We start from the raw sequence: 19,622 nt of genomic DNA, 5'->3' as shown, positions 1-19,622 counted from the left end.
GTTTTAAACGTCCATCTGCTTCGGCATCTTCAATCATGGTTAAAGCCATTCTGTCTTTTACAGAATTTCCAGGATTAAAGGTTTCGTATTTTGCCAATACCAGACACGGCAAATCTTCTGTGAGCTTATTTAATTTAACCAAAGGGGTATTTCCTATAGTTTCTAAGATATTCTTTGCGTATTCCATTCTAAAAATTTTCAATTGCAAATGTAAGTTTTTGCCATGAACCTACCAAACGGCGGGCAGGTTCACCAATGTTTTTTTAAAGTTTCACAGAGTTGGACTGAGGAGCATGGAGATACACAGAGAGGTTTTTAATTAATCATGAAGAATTGAAAATGAGTCATGAGGATTTACTTTCTCGCGCAAATCTACCTACCTGCCAGTCGGACAGGCTAGTCGGCAGACAGGTCGCAAACCTACCTACCGGTATGTTGGGACACAAAGTTTTATGGCATGCTTCTACTGACCTAAGTGAGAACTTGATTGATATTTATCTGGGGTAGGTTGGTATTTACTTGCTATTTCATTGGGATCTCATTGGGATCTAATAAGGATCTCATTGAAGTCTATTACGGTATAAGCACGACATAACCACGACATAACCACGGTATAAGCACGACATACATTTTTAGAAATAATTTAGTATCTTTATAGTAGCGAGGGAGTTAACTCCGAATGAAATTGAAATTGAAGTTGAAGTTGAAATTGAAGTTGAAGTTGAAGTGAAGTTGATAATTGAGTACAAAGTATTAAGTAAAAAATTAGGGTTTGGAATTTTGATTTTGCCTACCTGTCGGCAGACAGGGAATTTGTTTAAGAGACATTGAGATAGAATTATTCATTTAAAAATAGAAGTTATGGCAAAGTATAAGAGTTTGTTTACCATTATTGGTACGATTGGCGGCGTTAATTTTTATCGGTTATTAGGCAAGCCCGTGAACCGTATTGCTGGGGGTGGTTTTACTAGAGAGGCTATTAAAACCAAAGCTAGTATGGTACGGGTTAGGGAGAATAATAGTGAGTTTGGAAATTGCTCGCATTTAAATAGGATTTTTAGAGAGGCTATTCGTCCGTTTTATCTTAAACATAAGTTTCCTTTATTTCATAGTCGGTTGATGACTTTGTTTACTGGTTTGAAAGCTTTGGATCCTGTGAGTAAACGTGGACAACGTCTAGTTTTTAGAGGGCTTGAATTGGATGAAGGGAAGCGAAGTCTTTTAAATTTTGCTTATACTCCAGAATGTAAACCTAAAACGGTATTACCTTTTGGTTTTGATATGGATTGGACTACTTACACATTAACGGTTCCGAATTTTCAAATGAAACGTGTTTCATTTATTTCAGGGGCTACGCATATTGCCTTGCAGTTTGGAGTTTTGGATTTTAATTTTAAGACTTTGGGTTATAAGTTGCATTTGGCAGATACTTTAATATTGCCTAAAGATTTTTCTGGGGATACTTTAAGTATGACTATTCAGAGTCTGCCAACAGGATTGGGCATGGAACTGGGGGTTTTTGGGATTCGATATTATCAGGAAGTTGATGGGGAGATGTATTTGTTGAGTGCAAAGAATGGTGTTGGGATTTCTGTTTTTTCAATTAAGAATTAAGTGCTTTATTTATCTCGCAAAGACGCTAAGGCGCAAAGCTGGTTTGCTTATATTTATAACAATAAATTGATTGTTTAAAAGCATTAGTGGATGCAGGCTTAATTGTTTTATACGGAGTTGCTTGAAGGTTCTAAAAACACCCACGATTATAGTCTAGGGTTGATATTAGCACTACTAGAGTTCCCTCGAGAGGACACGGATTGCTCTAATTAGGGACGTATTTAGACAAAAAGAGAATAGAAACTAGACTAATAGGACTAGGCTTTTATTAATCATGAAGAATTGAAAAGGAATCATGAGGTAAACTAATTATTTCAAAAAGCATTAAACATTTTGATACCAAGTTTCTTGCTACAAACCAATTATTATGAAACTAAAAAAGGACCTAAATATAAAATTTAAGTCCTTTTTAAAATGTTATTTGATATTATTTTAACGGTAACTATGATAAAATAGTATTAGTCATTTGCCTTATTATGGGCTTCCTGAATCTTTTTCTGCTCTGCAGGCGTAAATTGTGTTGGCCCAAGTTTAATAGTCAGATTATCTATCGTTCCTGTAAAATCGAAAGGCAGCATATAATCTTTTGCATTTATTTCTGTACGTGTATCTGTTCCTACATCAAATGTTTCGTCCATGACTTGGATGAAAGCAATAGAATTGGGTTGCGCGTGTGTATCCACAACTATGCCATCAACCTTTAACGTTCCGGTTCCTCCTTTTGCAACTCCAGGGCCATCGTACACATAATCATATACAAGGGTGTGTTTTCCTGCAGAAAGCAGTTCTTTCCCTGCCCAACGGTATTGCGCAAGCCCCAACATATTGTAATTGAAAACAGGAATACCCTTTAGAATATAAAATCCCCATCCACCAAAACGTCCTCCAGCTGTAGCGAGCATGCCATTACCTCCACCTGTTGGTACCGTTACCTCTGTTGTGATTGTGTACGATCTTCCTAAAATATTTGCAGCATTTGCATCGGGGATTCCAGGATTTACACCTTTATAACTAAACACGGTTTTACCTGTTGTTGCGCTCGGTCTTTGCTCCATGGAGCGTGCAAACTGACGGTTATCTAAAGGATATACATTATTCTTTGTGGCCTCTTGGTCAAAAAGAGCTTGCATTTCTTTGAGTTTCTTTGGGTTTTGTGCGGCAATATTATTGTTTTGAGAATAGTCTTCTTTCAAGTTGTACAATTCCCATTCGTATTGGTCGATTGGAGGAAACTCGGCATTTAATATCCACGGTCCATGAGGAGGCACTGTATTGGCATACCAGCCATCGCTGTAAATACCACGATTGGCAATCATTTCGAAATATTGTGTTTTGTGAGTTGATGGTGCTTTTGCATTTTCCTTTTTAAAGGTATAAACCATACTCGTACCCTGAATTGGTTTTTGCTGAATGCCATTAATCTCTTCAGGTTGCGCTACACCTGCAGCCTCCATAATAGTAGGCATGATGTCGATCATGTGGTGAAATTGCGTACGGATTCCTCCTATATCGTCAATATGACCTGGCCAAGAAATAGCCAAACCTTGACGCGTTCCACCAAAATGGGAAGCCACTTGCTTGGTATATTTAAAAGGCGTATCAAATGCCCAGGCCCAACCAACAGCCATGTGCGGATAGGTTTCCCGTGAGCCCCAAGCATCATATAACTTCAATTGCTCTACTACGGGAATTTCAAGAATGCCATTGAAAGATGCATATTGGTTGGGAGTTCCTAAAAGTGTCCCCTCTGGACTGGTTCCGTTATCCCCATGAATGTAAATGATTAAAGTGTTTTCTAACTCGCCCATATCTTCAACCTGTTGAATGACACGACCAATTTCGTCATCCGTATAAGCGGCAAACGCTGCAAATACTTCTGCTTGGCGGGCAAACATTTTTTTCTCATCCGCTGAAAGTGATTCCCATTGAGGAAGTTCCTTTGGCCAAGGGGTTAGTTGTGTATTGGCAGGAATGACCCCTAAACGTTTTTGATTTGCAAAAATTTGTTCTCTCATGACGTTCCATCCCATATCAAATTTGCCTTTGAATTTTTCCATCCATTCTTTTGGGGGTTGATGTGGGGAGTGCGTACCACCTGGCGCGTAATAAATAAAGAAGGGCTGATTTGGATCTGCAGATTGCAGCGCTTTCATTCTGCCAATGGCCTCATCGGCTAAATCTGTAGATAAGTTATAATCTGGTTTATCTATCCAAGGAAAAATTTGGGTGTGGTCTTGAAATAAATAAGGTGTGTATTGATCTGTTTCTCCACCTTGGAAGCCATAGAAATAATCAAATCCCATTCCTGATGGCCATTGATCGAATGGACCTGCCGCACCATAAGCAAACGAGGGCGTGTTATGGTTTTTACCAAACCAAGACGTGGCATAGCCATTTCCTTTTAAGATTTGTCCAATTGTTCCGTTGTCTGTCCCTATAATTGAATTGTAACCAGGATATCCTGTGGAAAGTTCCGTAATGACACCAAAGCCTACAGCGTGATGGTTACGACCAGTAAGCAAGGCCGCACGAGTTGGGGAACATAATGACGTTGAATTAAACTGTGTATAACACAGTCCGTTATCCGCAATACGATCTAAAGCTGGTGTTGGAATGACGCCTCCAAAAGTTCCGCTTACACCGTAACCTGCGTCGTCGGTCATAATTAATAATACGTTTGGAGCTTCTTTTTTGGGTACCACACGTGGTGGCCACCAGGTTTTTGATTCGGCGACAGTCTTCCCAACTTTACCTTTATCCACCGCTACTGGTGCTGGAATTTCTTTCCCACTAATAGTTGTTGTAGCATCTGCTGCTCCAGGGGTGCCCGTCGTTTCCACTTGCGCCTGTACAGTAATACCAATCAAAAAGACTGCTAAAAACAGTATTTTTATTGAAAATTTCGATAGATTTTTTTTCATAATATTTATACTGTTTTAGCTTATTGATTAACTGTGATTATTTTTTCACTATAGTTAAAGGTGGTTGTTTCCAGCTACCATCTAAGGCGGCTTCTTTAGGCCAATACAATCTCATAATAGTTACAAATGGGCCTTTAGGAGCAGGTAACCAATTGGCTACCTTCCCTTTTCCTGGAGATTCATTTTGAATATAAAGCGTAATACCACCATCCTTATCTTTTACAAAACTTGGAATCATTGGAGAATTTAATAAATAGCGATTGATAGGATTTTCAACTAATAAACTTTGCGGCATTTTATACATGGTTATAGACCAGAATGCATTTACAGGAGGTAATTGGCCTTCAGGAAAATGCAAGGTATATTTATTTGCACCATCTAATTTATTGCCATCAGCATCTACTCCATAATACGGATACATAGCTTCTTGCTTAGAATTTCCATAAATACCAAGAACTGCTGCTGCCATTCTATATAAATAATTATTTTTTAAGAAAGCTCTGGTTCCAAAGACATCTCCAGAAGTTACCTCTCCAGCATCCATTCTTTTTTTGAACCCTTCAAAATCAACAGTCCACGCATCTTTGATTCCTGCTTCGAAAGCTGTTTTAACTTCCGGAGAAAGTTTTGAGATATCAAAGTCCTTTCCTGCTCCAATTCCAATTTTAGCAAAGCGTTCCATTAATTTTACCTCCGTTGGATCCGTAGGGCAATATTGAAGAAGAAAATTTATAATTTGGAACATTTCTAAAGATGATTTTTGCAATTCAGGAGTTAGAGGCTGCATAAAATCAAGTACAGGCGCAGCAGTAGGCGTTGGTGTTTTTAAAAATGCCGATAATGTTTGTACTTTATAGCCTGCTTGAATTTTCTTCACATTATCAATATCCGCTGGATTAAAAAGTTGGGTTCGGTAAAGGATATTAATAAATTCAGTTTCCGATTTTATAACTTTATCGATGCCTTCAGGAGTTTCACCATTCCAGTTAGGTCCAGCTACCAGGTAATTACCCGCTTTATTTCCAGTAGCACGTGTTCCTACATAAGCAAAATTAAAAGTATAAGCATCAATAAACTGTACACTATAGTAACGATTTGCTTCAATTTCCGGCATAGAAAGCACTATGGGTTCTGCACGTAAATCTAACCCTAGAAATGAATATGGGGTGTCCGAGTTAGGTGTCTGAATAGCTGTGTCGGCAGGGGTATAGACATTCGCGATATTGGTTATATGATTCCAAGGGGCTTTAAATTCGGAATTTGTACTATCTACATAATAATCATGTTCAATTCGATAATTATCAACCATAGGATAGCCATAGATATAGGCTTCTTTTGCTATGGCTCGAATGGAGTCTATTGGCAACTGAATAGGTTCTGTTGTAGTTTCTTTTTTCTCTTTGTTTTGATTGCAAGAACATGCAAGTACAAGGACGAATAGTAAATAAAATGGTTTTTTCATGATTAGTGATTTATAGCTTGGTTTGGTATCTTTTCTTTAAAAATCTCTGAGGTTAAAATGAGCTTCGCGCCCTATTTTGCTTCGTGTTTTAGCTCTTTTAAAAGTTAATTTAATGATGTTTTGAAGTAAATTCCTATTGTGGTTTTTATTTGCGTTTCATTGGCAAGTCACATATCCAAAGGGTTAGCCCCATGAAATTAGTCTTTTCTACTGAATTAGAATGAGTTAACAAAGGTTTTTTTGAAAAGTTTTTTTTTGAATTATAGGAAGTCCCTGTACTACATGGACTATTTATCTTCGTTAGTTTGAAGACTTTCTACTCAAAGCGAATCGCTTTTACCGGAGAGATTTTAGTGATGATGTAGGATGGCAACAATAACATGACCAAGCACAGAACAAAGGTTCCCATGTTTAATGCCAGAATATAGCTTAAACTAATATAAACAGGAGCTTCGGTTACATAATACACATCTGGGTTTAAGGGGAAAAGTTTTAAATATTTTTGTGCGAACAACAAGCCTAAACCAATAACATTTCCCCAAATCAATCCGAGTGTGATGAGATAAGAGGCATTGTATAAAAATATTTTTCTTATGGCCCAATTATTAGAACCTAGGGCTTTTAAAATACCGATCATTTGTGTGCGTTCCAGAACTAAAACCAATAAAGCGGTTATCATATTGATTCCAGCTACCAAGATCATAATACCAATAATGGCATAAATATTTTTGACAAAAATCTTGATCCATTCGAAGATAGAGCCAAACTTTTGTTCTACAGTCACCACATTCAGTAAGGAAGGCGTATTTTGATATACCTGATTGAAGGTTTGGTTTAGCTTGCTATAATCCGTTACAAAAACCTCAAAATGTCCAGCTTCATTGCTTTCCCATTGGTTAAGTCGCTGTAAATGACGTAAATCTCCAAGCACATAAGTCTCATCAAAATCTTTAAAACCTGAACTATAAATCCCAACAATATTATAGGTAATCATGCTTGGTGGTTTGTTTGGATCGTCTTTTCTGAATAAAGCCGTAAAACTATCACCTAATTTAAAGCGCAATCTATTTGCTAAATATTGAGAAATTAAAACATCTTCGTTTCTTTCCTTGGAGTAATCCGGAAGTCTTCCTTCTACTAAAAAATCTTGAAAATATTTCCAATTAAAATCGGCTCCAACACCTTTTAAAATAATGGCTTCAAAATCTGTTTCCGTTCTAATAATTCCAAATTTGGTGGCAACCGCTTGAATACGTTCCACGCCTTTCACGGAATTAAATTCGGGATAAAAATCCTGATCCATGGATATGGGATTTCCACTTTCTTGGGAATTGTTGCTATCGAAATTAGAAATAATTATATCGCCATTAAAAGCCACGACTTTTTCGCGTATCTTTTGTTGAAGTCCAATTCCAGTAGCAATAGCAATCATCATTACAATAATTCCAATAGCAATAGCCGCAATACCAATTTTTATTATTGGTGCCGAAACACTACTTTTATACGCTTTACTATCAATAATGCGTTTGGCTATAAAATATTCGAATTTCAAATGATGCAATTAAAATTAATTCACTTCAAAAATACAGTTTTATTATTTGTTTTAATACTCATTTCCTGTGGAAACTTTTCGGGTTCTAAAAGTGAAAGTCAAGCTCTTCCTCTGGGAGAACGAGTTCCAAACTCTCAAATTCCGAAGAAAACTAATTCTATAATTGTTGGTGCCAATCAAACCGAAAACTATCTAACGTTATTAAACGGGAAACGTGTAGGAATTGTTGCCAATCAAACCAGTGTTATTTTTAAAAATTCAGCACAAACCAATTATACACATTTAGTAGATTCTTTAGTGGCCCTTAAAATAGATGTGAAAAAAGTATTTTCACCAGAGCATGGCTTTCGAGGCACTGTAGATGCTGGAGAATTAGTAGCTAGCGGAAAAGACATTAAAACGGGCTTGCCCATTATTTCACTTTACGGAAAAAATAAGAAAGCCTCTTTGGACGCTGTGAAGGACATTGATATTATGATTTTCGACATACAAGATGTTGGCGTTCGCTTTTACACGTATATCTCGACCTTGCATTATATGATGGAGACTTGTGCTGCAGCCAATATTCCCTTGCTTATTTTAGATAGGCCGAATCCAAACGGACATTATATTGATGGTCCAACCCTTGAAATAGAAAACAAGAGTTTTCTTGGGATGCACCCTATTCCCTTAGTTCATGGTTTGACTATAGGCGAATTTGCACAGATGTTAAATGGTGAGAAATGGTTAGAGAATGAAGTGCCATGCGACATAATTATTATTCCTGTAAAAAATTATACACATGATACTTTTTACAGTGTGCCTATTAGACCTTCACCCAATTTGCCTAACGATCAATCCATAAAACTATACCCAAGTTTAGGACTTTTTGAAGGAACAGACATCAATGCTGGTCGAGGAACGGAATTTCAGTTTCAACGTTATGGAGCGCCATTTTTAGATAAGCATGTATTCACTTTTAGCTATACACCCAAAGAAAACTTTGGTGCTAAAAACCCAAAACATAAAGATGTACTTTGTTATGGGGAAGATTTACAAAACGATCAACTACAGAGTGAAGTCTCGCTAAAATGGCTTATTAAAGCTTATAAAAACGCTACAGATAAGAGCAAGGTATTTAACACGGCTAACTTTACCAAACATGCAGGAACGGCCAAATTGCAACAACAAATTGAAGCCGGATTAAGCGAAAAAGAAATTAAAGCTACTTGGCAAAAAGATTTGGAAAGCTATAAAAAATTACGTGTCAACTATCTGATTTACCCTTAATCGTAAGGCAGACCGTTTGGTCTTAAGTTGTTTCTTCTGTAATCTGCTCGCGACTGAATGTTTTGGTTTCCAGAACGAATGTCTGTAATGTTGTAAGCCTTGGAATATGCTGGTTTATTACGTTCTAGAATGTTGTCTATTTTTTTGGTTCTTAAATGCTTCGCATCTAAATTCTCCTTTTCCTGTAAGGCAACTAAAGATTCCATACTTGTATAATCTAAATGTACTGGTTTGTTATCTTCCATACTAGCCAAATCCATAGCTGCTGGAAAATCCGTAATAATTTTGTTTTCGGCAAGATCCAGAATTGGAATAGTTCCTCCTGCCAAATAAATAGACGCGTTTAAAGGAGTTATCCCTCTAGAAATATCCATATCTATTGGTAACAATCTAGAAATTTTAAAAACTATGGTTTTTGTATAAATATAGGTGTCGTCGCGACCTTCTGTTTGAACCACTGCAAAGGTATAGTCGCCCATTGGCAAGCTATTTAAAGGAACTCTAATATCTTTTGTTATGTTGTTAATGGCAAAAGTTTTAAGGCCATCTGTACCAATAATTTCAATTCTATTAAGATCGAATTTACTTTCTAGATAAAGGGTATCTCCCGAAGTATTTAAGTGATGTTTTAGGTTTTCGGCTGTTTTATTTACATTTTTAAAAATTGCAGAATAAACAACATCCTGACTATAAGATGTATTTACAAAAACCACCATTAAAAACATAAACATTTTGAAATTAGGGGTCTTCTTCATAATGCTGTTATTTTGTTGAACAAATTCCTTTTTGCTATAATCAATCCTTTGTTGAACAAATCAAAAATACAACAATATGAAAAGCGAAGACAAAATCGATTTAGATATTCGATGAGGGAATTACTAAAATGGATAAAGCGCTTTACAAGGCACTAAACAACTAAATTTTAAGCCTTTAAACGGATGACCCTAATTGTTTAAACTGAAGAAATCATTAGGAAATGAATTGCCTAATCGTCTATTGCAACCATAGAAACATGCCCAAAAACATGGATAACAAAGAGGATTTTTTTTGGAGTTTGATCGACAACAATCACATGTTTTCCTTGAGATAATTTAGAAAGAGGGATTTTTACATCGGTTTCACTTATATAAACATCAATTTCCTTTTCATTCTCTGAGTTTAAAGAATATACATGCGAAATTTCGGAATTACTTCTTAACAATAACGTATCCTTGGATTTATTAAGCTCGTGAAACAAACTGCTAGCCAAAATATTTCTATTTTTTTCAAGTGTAGCAAAACTTGCTTGAGAAAAAGCAGTGTTAGTAAGGATTACGAGACTAAACGTTAATAAAATTGATTTCAAAAGGTCTTCTTTAAATTTATATGGCGGGCAAAATACAAAATAATAAACGCCCAGAAACCTGAGATATTATATTTCTTCTAGTATTTCCGAGTTTGGAAGCATGGTTGGTTTCTGATAATTTTGAAAAGGCTGTATTAATAGTTCCTTAATTTGACTGTTTTTAACTTCGTCTGGAAAAACATCTACCCCATAAACCAGTTTTTCTCTATCAAATTCCATGTACGTCCCAAAAAGTCTGTCCCAAATAGAAAATATATTTCCATAATTTGAATCTGTATAAGGCAATACGTAATGATGATGAATTTTGTGCATGTCTGGCGACACAAAGAAATAACTCATTATTTTATCCAATTTTTTAGGCATTTTAATATTGGCATGCGTTAATTGGGTGAAAATTACAGATAGCGATTGATACATAAATACAACGGCAATGGGTGTTCCAACAATAAAAACTCCCGCTAGCGTAAAAGTGAAACGAATAACACTTTCCAAAGGATGATGTCTATTTCCGGTGGTGGTATCTACATGATGGTCTGTATGATGAACGATATGAATCATCCATAACGGTTTTACTTTATGCTCTACATAATGCGCCAAATATGCTCCAAAAAAGTCTAGCAATAAAACGCCCAAAATAGCATATAACCAAAGTGGCATGTTTGGCAACCAATTAATGATCCCGAAATTATTGGCTTTTACCCAATCGGCTGAAAACAATAATACAAATGCCAATCCAAAATTTACAAGGATGGTCGTGGTGGTAAAAAAGAAGTTTGGCCACGCATGCTTCCACTTTTTATATGAAAACTTAAATAATGGGAAAGCCCCTTCCATGAGCCAAAATAAGGTAATTCCTCCAGCAAGTAATAAGCTTCTGTGAAGTGTTGGAATGGTTTCGAAATAATTAAAAATAGTTTCCAAGAGCAAAAATTTTGATTAAATATACTAAAAAGAATGGATTTTGAAATTTGGACTTGATGAGATTTTCAAATTCTTCAAGCCTATTAAATTCCATTGGACAAATAGCGTAGGTTTTCAATAGCATTTCAGGGATTTTTCGCAACAAAAAAGAATAAAGATTCCGTTAACGGGACATGATTGATTTCCAGTTTCTTTTTAGAATTTTTTAGGAAGTTTTATTTCTTCTAATGTTTATCTTTGATGCGTTTTGAAAGGTTTTCAATTTTGGATTTGAAATCCAAGGTTAGAGATTCAAAATAGCCCTAAAACCATAAAAACCATCTTAACACTAAAAGCCTTTGAATTTAAAAGACCTATTCGGAAAAGCTCTATTAGATTATCAAAACGATAATTATACAGAAGACCTCATTACGTCCACCAACATTTCGGACGAAGACGAACTCCCTCTTCCCTATCTTTTCAGGGACTTTAAAAACATGCCCAAACTGGAACAAAAAGCCTTGCAACTTTCTAAAGGAAAAGTCTTGGACGTGGGTTGCGGCGCAGGAAGTCATAGTTTGTATTTACAAGAAAACGGACTGGATACAAAAGCCATCGATATTTCTAAGGGCGCTATTGAAGTCGCAAAAAAACGTGGCGTTTTAAAAGCTGAATTGAAAGATATTTTAGATGAAACCGAAACTTTCGACACCATTTTATTGCTTATGAATGGCACAGGAATTTTTCAGGAACTTTCTCAAGTGGCTACCTATTTGAAACATTTAAAATCGCTTTTAAATCCAAAAGGGCAGATTTTGATTGATTCTTCAGACATTAAATATATGTACGAAGATGAAGATGGTGGCCTTTGGATAGATACCAATGCCAACTATTATGGGGAATTAGATTACTTTTTAAGCTATAAGAATGAAGATGAAGAACCTATGAAATGGTTGTATTTGGATTTTGAAAGCTTGGAGTTTGCTTGCCAAAGTGTAGGTTTAAACTGCGAAAAAGTAATGGATGGGGAGCATTTTGATTATTTGGCTAAACTCTTTTAAGCACTATTTCTCTGTGAACCTCTGCGAGAAAACTCTGCGTGTCTCTGCGTAATAACTATTTCACAGAGCTACACAGAAAGCCACAGAGAAATTATTATTGTACTTTTTCACACGAAGGTGTCAGGCAGGTGCACGAATAATTAATTAGTGATAATTCGTGAAACCCGCCTGCTCGCTCGTTCCTGTTCGGACGGGAATGATGGAGTCGGGCAGGTTCGTGTCAAAAAAAAATGTTATAATCTGAAAAATCCACAACTAAACAACAAAAATATTAACAACAAATACTTATTGTTTTACTCCTCCAATAAACGTCTGCTCCACTTTTGTGTTTGGAATGTTCTTTACATCGGTGGTCATTAGATCCTGATCGAGGATAATGAAATCGGCGAATTTTCCAACTTCAATACTTCCTTTTTCATCTTCTTCAAAATTGGCATAGGCTGCCCAAATAGTCATCCCCTTTAAAGTTTCTTCTCGTGTTAAACCATCCTGCATATTAAATCCGTTTTCTGGATAGCCTGCAACATCTTGTCTAGAAACTGCCGCATAAAAAGTTAAAAATGGACTGACTTGTTCTACTGGGAAATCGGTTCCAAGTGCCACTTTTCCACTGGCATTTAAAAGCGTTTTATAGGCATAAGCCCCTTTTATTCGTTCGGCGCCTAGTCTGTCTTCTGCCCAATACATATCGCTGGTAGCATGAGTTGGCTGCACAGAAGGAATGATGTTCTTATTTTTAAAAAACTCAAAATCGTTATCTGTAATAATTTGGGCATGTTCTACTCGCCAACGTCTATTGGTTTTTCCGTGTAAAGCCTTATCGTAAGTTTTTAAAACAAAACTATTTGCAGAATCTCCAATAGCATGTGTATTCATTTGAAAATTGGCTGCTTCAATTCGTTTAGCCAAAACTTCAAAATCCTCCAGGCCAATTACCATAGCGCCAAAATGATTTTCCTTATCGGAATACGGTGCTTTTAAAGCAGCTCCACGAGAACCTAAAGCGCCATCTGCATAAACTTTTACAGATTGCACATTTAGTCTGTCCGTTTTAATTTTACCTTTCGGTAAATAGTAATCCAAATTATCTTTAGAGTTTTCTATCATGGCATATACTCTCATTTGTAAATCTCCCGTTTGCTGTAAACTGTCTATGAGTTCGATAATATGTCTATCCAATCCAGCATCTGAAACGGTTGTTAAACCAAGAGCCGTACAAATATCTTGAGCATCCAATAAGGCATTTATTTGAAGTTTTCTATCTGGTTTCGGGAAAATATCATACACCAAGCCCATCGGATTATCGATTAAAACACCTGTTAACTCTCCATTTTCAAGAACTACTTCTCCGCCTTCTACTTTGGTGTTTTTTGTAATTTTAGCTAAATCCAAAGCTGCTTGATTGCACAACAAGGCATGACCATCAATTCGGGTTAATGCCACTGGTGTATCTGGAAATAAAGCATCTAACAATCTTTTATTTGGAAAATTCTTGTCTTCCCAATTGTTTTGATCCCAACCACGACCAATAATGAAATTGGTTTGTCGTTCATTTTGATAATCCAACACCCGTTTCATCACCTCATCAAAACTGGTTATTCCTCTTAGATCTACTTTTTGCAAATTCGTACCCAAACCGTAAAAATGACAATGTGCATCTATAAATCCAGGAAACACTGGCTTTCCTTGGGCATCAATAATCGTATCCGCTTCAAATTTGTTTTGTATCTCTTTTGAACTTCCTATTTGGAAAAACTTACCATCTTTTATAGCAAAAGCTTCAGCTTTATCGAAGTTTGTATTTACCGTATATACCTGGGCATTGATAACAATAGTATCGACTTGTTGCTTTTCTTTCTGACAAGAACATATAAGAATTAAAACGAAAATGGAAAGTAGTTTTTTCATAAGTATTGGTTGTGATTGACGGTTGGTAAATAGGAATTTGTCAATTTTATGAATGATGTATTTGGATTTTATTTTTACAAATATAAATTAATTGTGGCAAAACAACTCTATGGTCTTCTCGAGGACTTGAGAAAACACCCTTAATTATAAATTAGTATTGATTTGAATGATCTTTAGAGCTTTCTTTAGTGGACTTAAAACACCCCTGAAGATTGTTCTTTAATAAAATTAAACTCTCTTTAGAGCTACGCTCGGTAATTTCTAAACAAAATATATTTTAGGGGTGTTTACACGTCCCCTAGAAGATTTTAGAGGTGTTCTAAAATAACAAAAGCGCTCTGAATTAGAGCGCTTTTATTTATGATAAGATTTATTAAAAAGATTAGCTACACTGACCTTTATGGTTTGCCACGTCGTTACATCCCTGTCTGCCGACAGGCAGGCTCGCAATGAACTGTGCTTAAAAGTCAAACTTATAAGTAGCTCCTCCTAATATCTGAATGCTTTGTACCGGATAATTCAACCAACGTTGGTAGTTTTGATTCGCAATATTATTGGCTTTCACAAATACCGAAAGTCTATCGTTAATATGGTAGCCCACATGCGCATTGGCATCGAAATACCCATCTAATGTAGTTGAAGTAAAAGATATTGGTGGCAGGGTGCTTTCATAAACTTGGTCTTTACGTTCGCCAACATAAAACAAGCTTGCTCCTGCAAACCAGTTTCTGTCAATTTGGTAATCCATAAATAAGGAACCTGTGATGCTTGGTAAGTTCCATGCTTCACCTTCGTTGCCCGCACTGTAAGCAAAGAAATCTGCTTTAACACCTAATTTGAAATTTCGGTTCACATCCACACTTAGCTCTCCTCCTATGTTAAACGTTGAAATATCGTCATATACCACAGAAAACGAATTCCCGAATTGGTAATTTTTTTCTGGATTAATAAATACTATTTCGTTGTGTTTAAAAAGTGCTTTGTTTTTTTCAGAGAAATAAGCTCCTTTAATATCGTAACTCACGCTGTTAGATACTTTTCCTCTTAACCCCACATAACCATGGTATTGTTGATCTGTTGGTGTGATCAATAAAGTTGGAGATACAAATTTATTTTCTTCAACAAAATTCTCGTAGCTATTTTGAATCAGACCTCCTTTGATACCTCCATAAGCTATTAAAACCTCGTCCACTAAACGATAGGACGCTGTAATATTTGGATAGATATAAAACTTACTTTCACTCGCTTGTGTATCGTTTAAATAAAATAACGAAACACCTAAATCCAAGGTTAAATCGTCTTGAGTATATCTATACGTTGGTGCCAACCCAATATTAAAGTTTCCATATTTATTTTCGGCATCTAAACCATAATATCTATCGAAAGAACCTCCAAGGAAATCGATCATCACTTTAGTTGAAATCTTTATATCCGCAACTGGAATGTCGGCTGAGACATCGGCTGAAAATCTATTTTCTCCCGAGCCATAATCGTCTCCAAAGTGTCTAAACATAACATTTGCCTTTTTAACATACGAGTCTTGAAATACGATGTCTCCTCCTAGGTTTCCTCCATAAAAAGCATGACTAACCCCTAAATGTGCTTCAGGTGAGGTTTCGTTGTAATATGGTTGTGGTAAACCATACCAATTAAAAACCTGATGCTTAAATCCGCCCTCTACATTCCAACTTAAATCTCTTTCTATTCTTGAGAAATTGACATTTAATTTGGTGTCGTAAAAATAATCGTCCAATAACACATCGTCAATGCCTCCTTGCGAAGAATGATGAGACAAATAGCCTCCAACGTTATCTGTCTTGCTCAGCTCGTGGTTTAAATAAACTTCTCCTAAAATGGTGGTGTAACTTCCAAAACCAAGCGATGCATAATTATCGTAAAACTTTGTTGGTTTCTCTTTATCTAAAACAGCTGCTTTTCCTTTGGCTGGCGTAAAGGTTGAGGCTACTGGGAAGGAGAATATATTATATTCAATTTCCTTTTTAGCTGTGGTTTCATCATCGGCTAAATTTGGGATTTCCTTTACTTTAAATGCATCTGAAATGGTTGGAGTATATGGTTTTATTACCTGAATAACATCGGTTTTTAAAGTGTCGCTTCCTCTTTCTTGAGCCCAAATGGAACCAACTTGTAAACTAATAAGTAAAAGGATGATTTTATGAATGTGCTTTCGCATAGATTATGTGTTTATTTACGATTGACGATTTCTGATTTTTGACGCGCCCGAACGTGACTTTTCGGTACGGGCAGGTTTGTGATTATTTAAAACTGAGAACTAAATCAATCCTCATCATCCTCTGGTAAAATGGAGGCGTTGGTCTTGGCTTGTTCAATTCTAATTTTACTTAAATCTTCTTGTGCTTGAGTCACCACTTCACTAAATTCTTTAAAGTTTTCTATCACGCTTTCTAGAATATAAGTGGCTTGAAAGGCATCTTCCAATTGGTAATAGTTTTTGGCCATAAGCACCAAACCTTTAGCACTAAAATATTTATAACTGGAATAATCTTTAGCTAAACGTTGAACCGTTTCATTGGATGCTTCATAATTACCGGCTCTATTTTTATAATAGGCATTGTAATACAAGGCTTCTGCAGCAGCTTCTCCTGTGGCCGTTTTTTCAACTTCGGCATAAGCGATTTTTGCGCGTTCTTCGTTTTTGGTTTTTATGGCGGAACGTGCAATAATAAGATTGGCATCACTCTTTATTCTTGCATCAATTACTCCTTGATTTAGTACCTTTTCGGCATAAGCAACAGCTTCAGCATATTTATTTAACTGATAGTTGGCTTTCATTAAATTGGATTGTGCAAAAATAACATTCTGTGGAAAGCTAGCTTCTTGCTCCAAACGTTTTAACACAGGAATGGCCTGAATCCAATCTTTCTTTTCCAAATAAATTTGAGAAACTTTAGACAAGGATTCCTCAGTAAATTCGCTTGGAGGTGCATCTGCAACATATTGATAATGTGGCGCAGCATTTTCTTTCAATCCTTTTTTATCATACAATTGTGCCACATAAAAATGGGCCTTTAAATTATTTAAGCCTTTTGGAAACTGGGTTAAGTAACTATTAAATTGCTTGATAGCATCGTCGGTTTTGTTTTCTATATATTTCTTTTCGGCAGATTCGTAGGTAGTATTGTCCAAATCGGCATCGGTAACTTCTACATAATCCAAGGTTCTTACCCAAGTGGCATAATCGTTTACACGTCCTAAATCGATATAAATCAATCGTGCGGTGGCAACTGCCTGATTGGCCTCTGGAGTTCCCGGATACTCCTTGGCAACTGCTTTAAAAGTATTTAAAGCTTGTTCGTTATCACTTTTGTTATAATGAATCAAGCCTTGACGTAACAGAGATCTTGGCACAAATGTGCTCATTCTGTAATCCGCCTGAAGTCTGGAATACATCTTTAAAGCCTTGACATCTTCATTGGCTTTTACATATGAATTTCCTAGCTCAAACATGGCGTCGTCACGCAAGGTAGAATTTGGGTATTTCTGAATAAAAGCTTCTAATTCCGTAATTTTTTTCGAAGCTTTTCCTTCATAGCCATAACTTATTGCTTGTTGAAAGAACGCATAATCCGAATCTATTTTATTGATTTTTATAGCTTCGTCATAAGCCTGGATGGCCTCGGCATATTGACTTGATACAAAATGTGCATCACCAAGACGTAAATAAGCATCGTTTAAACGAATGGCATCATTTGGTTGCTTAGCAATAAACTGTTTGTAATTTTGAATGGCTTGTGGATAATTTTTCTGTTTAAAATAGGTGTACGCCAAGTTGTAAGTAATGTTTTTATTTTCAGGAGTTGTTGAAGCATTTGCTTCCTGCTGAAACTGCTTAAAACCAATTAATGCTTCACCATAATTTGATAAGGTATAATTTGTTTCAGCCTTCCAAAAAGTAGCTCTTGTAGTAAACTTAGCGTCCCTTGGTTCTTTTAACGAGTTGGAAAACATGTTCAAAGCTTCTTGATAATTCGCTTCGTCATACAATTCCAATCCTCGATAAAAAGTCACTTTTTGATAAGCTACCTTGTTCTCAAAACTGTTTTTTCCTTTTAATAAGTTTAAAGCTTCCTGATAATTTTTAGACGTAATGTAAGAATCTATCAACAGTGTTTCTATTTCCTCTTTATAAGCTGTGTTTGGATATTTGGTTAAATAACTAGTCAACACTTGTGGAGCCGACTGATAAGGATTTCCAATCTCGTAACTAATTTTCGCGTAATTCAACCAAGCATCCTCTTGGATCTTCAGATCGAAATCCATTTGTGAGGCATTTCTAAAAGCATTGAGTGCTTCCAGTTTTTTTCCAGATTCCACATAACTCTCCCCTAAATGATAATATGCGTTTTGAGCTACCGGATTATTTCCGCCAATTATTTTATTAAATTCTGAAATAGCACTTTCATAATTCCCTTCCTTATAGTGTGCATAACCCAATTGGTAGTAATCTGTGTTATTCCATTTACCTTGTCTGCCTTTATATTCGGTTAAATACGGAATGGCTTCAGCATATTTTTCAAGGTTGAAATAACTTTCACCTATAATTTTATTGAGTTCAGAAACCTCATTTCTATCACTATTTGGAATTTGTTCTTTTGCCAATTTGATGGCTTCTTGAAATTTCCCCAATTTAAAATTTAAATCTGCTTGATAATAAGACAGTTTTTCACGGTATTTTTCGTTGTCGCTAACCTGATCAAAATATTGATTGGCTTGTTTATAATCATCACTTTCATAAGCCATAAAACCAATATAGTATTTGGCTTGCGATCCATACTTCTGAGAATTTTCGACACGCGTTAGATACTTTCTGGCATCTTTAAAGTTTTTGGTTGAAAAAGCCACATACCCATTATTGAAATTGAATTTTTCACGTTCATTTTGGGCCAAGGAACTTTCATCTACCTTATCGTACCATTTTTTGGCATAAGCAAATTTTCCATTATTAAAATAATATTCAGCAACATCTACATAAGCCGTATTTCTTTTTGTGCTTGTAGGATAATCGTTTACAAAATTCTCCATTAATTGGTCGGCATTTCGCTGATTTAAGCGCACCGCACAATTGGCAATGTAGAAAGCACAATCTGATTGCAAAACTTCCGTTTCGGCTGTTTTTTGAATTTGTGTGAATAAGGATTGCGCAGCAGCATATTGCTGATTGTCGTACAAAGTCAAGGCTTTTTGATAGTCGGCCAAATGATTGGTATAAATGGCAGATTCCTGACTGAAAACATTTAAGTTCATGCTAAAAGCAATAAATAAAATTAGTATTTTATGGATACTCATAGAGGCGTTTTTTCAATTAAAATCAAAGATAATTCAATCTTAATTTTATAACGTTAGAATTATGTTATAATTATAAACAGTCTTGTAAATATTGTACTTTGTAAAGAGTTTGTGCGTTTTCTTATGGAATTACATGTGAATTTTTGTTAAAAAATTTTAATTTCAAATTCTTCATTTTATTTTTCCAATCCCCCTTTAATTGTTTACTTTGTGGAGGTAATTATAATGACGCTAATAAACAACTATGCAAAACGTACTTTAT

General features: G+C 35.8%; 13 protein-coding genes. 3 read left to right on the top strand and 10 right to left on the bottom strand.

What is annotated here, in order from left to right; translation table 11 throughout:
* On the bottom strand, positions 1–187 hold a 187-nt coding region (locus tag VKY47_RS05685; protein WP_324311111.1), incomplete at its 3' end, for a pyridoxal-phosphate dependent enzyme.
* A gap of 674 nt (positions 188–861) precedes the next feature.
* Between VKY47_RS05685 and VKY47_RS05680 the strand changes: the two genes are divergently transcribed.
* Positions 862–1,614 carry a hypothetical protein gene (locus tag VKY47_RS05680; protein WP_324311109.1) on the top strand — a complete coding sequence of 251 codons (753 nt, stop codon included), beginning with the start codon at positions 862–864 and terminating at the stop codon, positions 1,612–1,614.
* 458 nt (positions 1,615–2,072) lie between these two features.
* On the opposite strand, the gene VKY47_RS05675 is transcribed toward VKY47_RS05680, so the two are convergent.
* From VKY47_RS05675 to VKY47_RS05665, 3 genes are all read right to left on the bottom strand, one after another.
* Entirely contained in the window at positions 2,073–4,535 is a 2,463-nt protein-coding gene (locus VKY47_RS05675) for an arylsulfatase (protein WP_324311108.1), read from the bottom strand.
* Between the two features lie 37 nt (positions 4,536–4,572).
* Positions 4,573–5,997: a DUF1254 domain-containing protein gene (locus VKY47_RS05670; RefSeq protein ID WP_324311106.1), complete on the bottom strand. Its 1,425-nt coding sequence runs from the start codon at positions 5,995–5,997 to the stop codon at positions 4,573–4,575.
* A gap of 316 nt (positions 5,998–6,313) precedes the next feature.
* Entirely contained in the window at positions 6,314–7,549 is a 1,236-nt protein-coding gene (locus VKY47_RS05665; RefSeq protein WP_324311104.1) for an ABC transporter permease, read from the bottom strand.
* Here VKY47_RS05665 and VKY47_RS05660 point away from each other — a divergent pair, their 5' ends adjacent.
* Complete coding sequence (locus VKY47_RS05660) at positions 7,550–8,818, top strand: exo-beta-N-acetylmuramidase NamZ family protein (RefSeq protein ID WP_324311102.1); 1,269 nt, start codon at positions 7,550–7,552, stop codon at positions 8,816–8,818.
* Here VKY47_RS05660 and VKY47_RS05655 read toward each other — a convergent pair.
* From VKY47_RS05655 to VKY47_RS05645, 3 genes are all read right to left on the bottom strand, one after another.
* Positions 8,815–9,573, bottom strand: coding sequence for a hypothetical protein (locus VKY47_RS05655; protein ID WP_324311100.1), 759 nt, complete (start codon positions 9,571–9,573; stop codon positions 8,815–8,817). The genes VKY47_RS05660 and VKY47_RS05655 overlap by 4 nt on opposite strands.
* Positions 9,574–9,803: 230 nt before the next feature.
* The gene (locus VKY47_RS05650; RefSeq protein WP_324311098.1) at positions 9,804–10,163 is read right to left on the bottom strand and encodes a hypothetical protein; all 360 of its coding nucleotides are present in this window, start codon (positions 10,161–10,163) and stop codon (positions 9,804–9,806) included.
* A gap of 66 nt (positions 10,164–10,229) precedes the next feature.
* A complete protein-coding gene (locus tag VKY47_RS05645; protein WP_324311096.1) occupies positions 10,230–11,084 on the bottom strand; it encodes a sterol desaturase family protein in 855 nt (284 codons plus the stop codon).
* 338 nt (positions 11,085–11,422) lie between these two features.
* Between VKY47_RS05645 and VKY47_RS05640 the strand changes: the two genes are divergently transcribed.
* Positions 11,423–12,124, top strand: coding sequence for a class I SAM-dependent methyltransferase (locus VKY47_RS05640; protein WP_324311095.1), 702 nt, complete (start codon positions 11,423–11,425; stop codon positions 12,122–12,124).
* A 285-nt stretch (positions 12,125–12,409) separates the two neighbouring features.
* On the opposite strand, the gene VKY47_RS05635 is transcribed toward VKY47_RS05640, so the two are convergent.
* The 3 genes from VKY47_RS05635 to VKY47_RS05625 form a co-directional block, all read right to left on the bottom strand.
* On the bottom strand, positions 12,410–14,032 hold the full coding sequence (locus VKY47_RS05635; protein WP_324311093.1) for an amidohydrolase: 1,623 nt from the start codon (positions 14,030–14,032) through the stop codon (positions 12,410–12,412).
* A gap of 460 nt (positions 14,033–14,492) precedes the next feature.
* A complete protein-coding gene (locus VKY47_RS05630) occupies positions 14,493–16,226 on the bottom strand; it encodes a TonB-dependent receptor (RefSeq protein ID WP_324311091.1) in 1,734 nt (577 codons plus the stop codon).
* A gap of 104 nt (positions 16,227–16,330) precedes the next feature.
* A complete protein-coding gene (locus VKY47_RS05625) occupies positions 16,331–19,360 on the bottom strand; it encodes a tetratricopeptide repeat protein (protein ID WP_324311089.1) in 3,030 nt (1,009 codons plus the stop codon).
* Positions 19,361–19,622 lie beyond the last annotated feature (262 nt).

The sequence above is a fragment of the Xanthomarina sp. genome, from assembly GCF_035306705.1.
Lineage (GTDB): Bacteria > Bacteroidota > Bacteroidia > Flavobacteriales > Flavobacteriaceae > Xanthomarina.
Note: the sequence above shows the minus strand (reverse complement) of the source record. Positions and strands in the feature narration are given on the sequence as shown.

Coding starts and splice junctions, on each gene's coding strand:
- VKY47_RS05680 (WP_324311109.1), top strand. CDS start 862: ATGGCAAAGTATAAGAGTTTGTTTACCATTATTGGTACGATTGGCGGC.
- VKY47_RS05675 (WP_324311108.1), bottom strand. CDS start 4,535: ATGAAAAAAAATCTATCGAAATTTTCAATAAAAATACTGTTTTTAGCA.
- VKY47_RS05670 (WP_324311106.1), bottom strand. CDS start 5,997: ATGAAAAAACCATTTTATTTACTATTCGTCCTTGTACTTGCATGTTCT.
- VKY47_RS05660 (WP_324311102.1), top strand. CDS start 7,550: ATGATGCAATTAAAATTAATTCACTTCAAAAATACAGTTTTATTATTT.
- VKY47_RS05655 (WP_324311100.1), bottom strand. CDS start 9,573: ATGAAGAAGACCCCTAATTTCAAAATGTTTATGTTTTTAATGGTGGTT.
- VKY47_RS05635 (WP_324311093.1), bottom strand. CDS start 14,032: ATGAAAAAACTACTTTCCATTTTCGTTTTAATTCTTATATGTTCTTGT.
- VKY47_RS05630 (WP_324311091.1), bottom strand. CDS start 16,226: ATGCGAAAGCACATTCATAAAATCATCCTTTTACTTATTAGTTTACAA.
- VKY47_RS05625 (WP_324311089.1), bottom strand. CDS start 19,360: ATGAGTATCCATAAAATACTAATTTTATTTATTGCTTTTAGCATGAAC.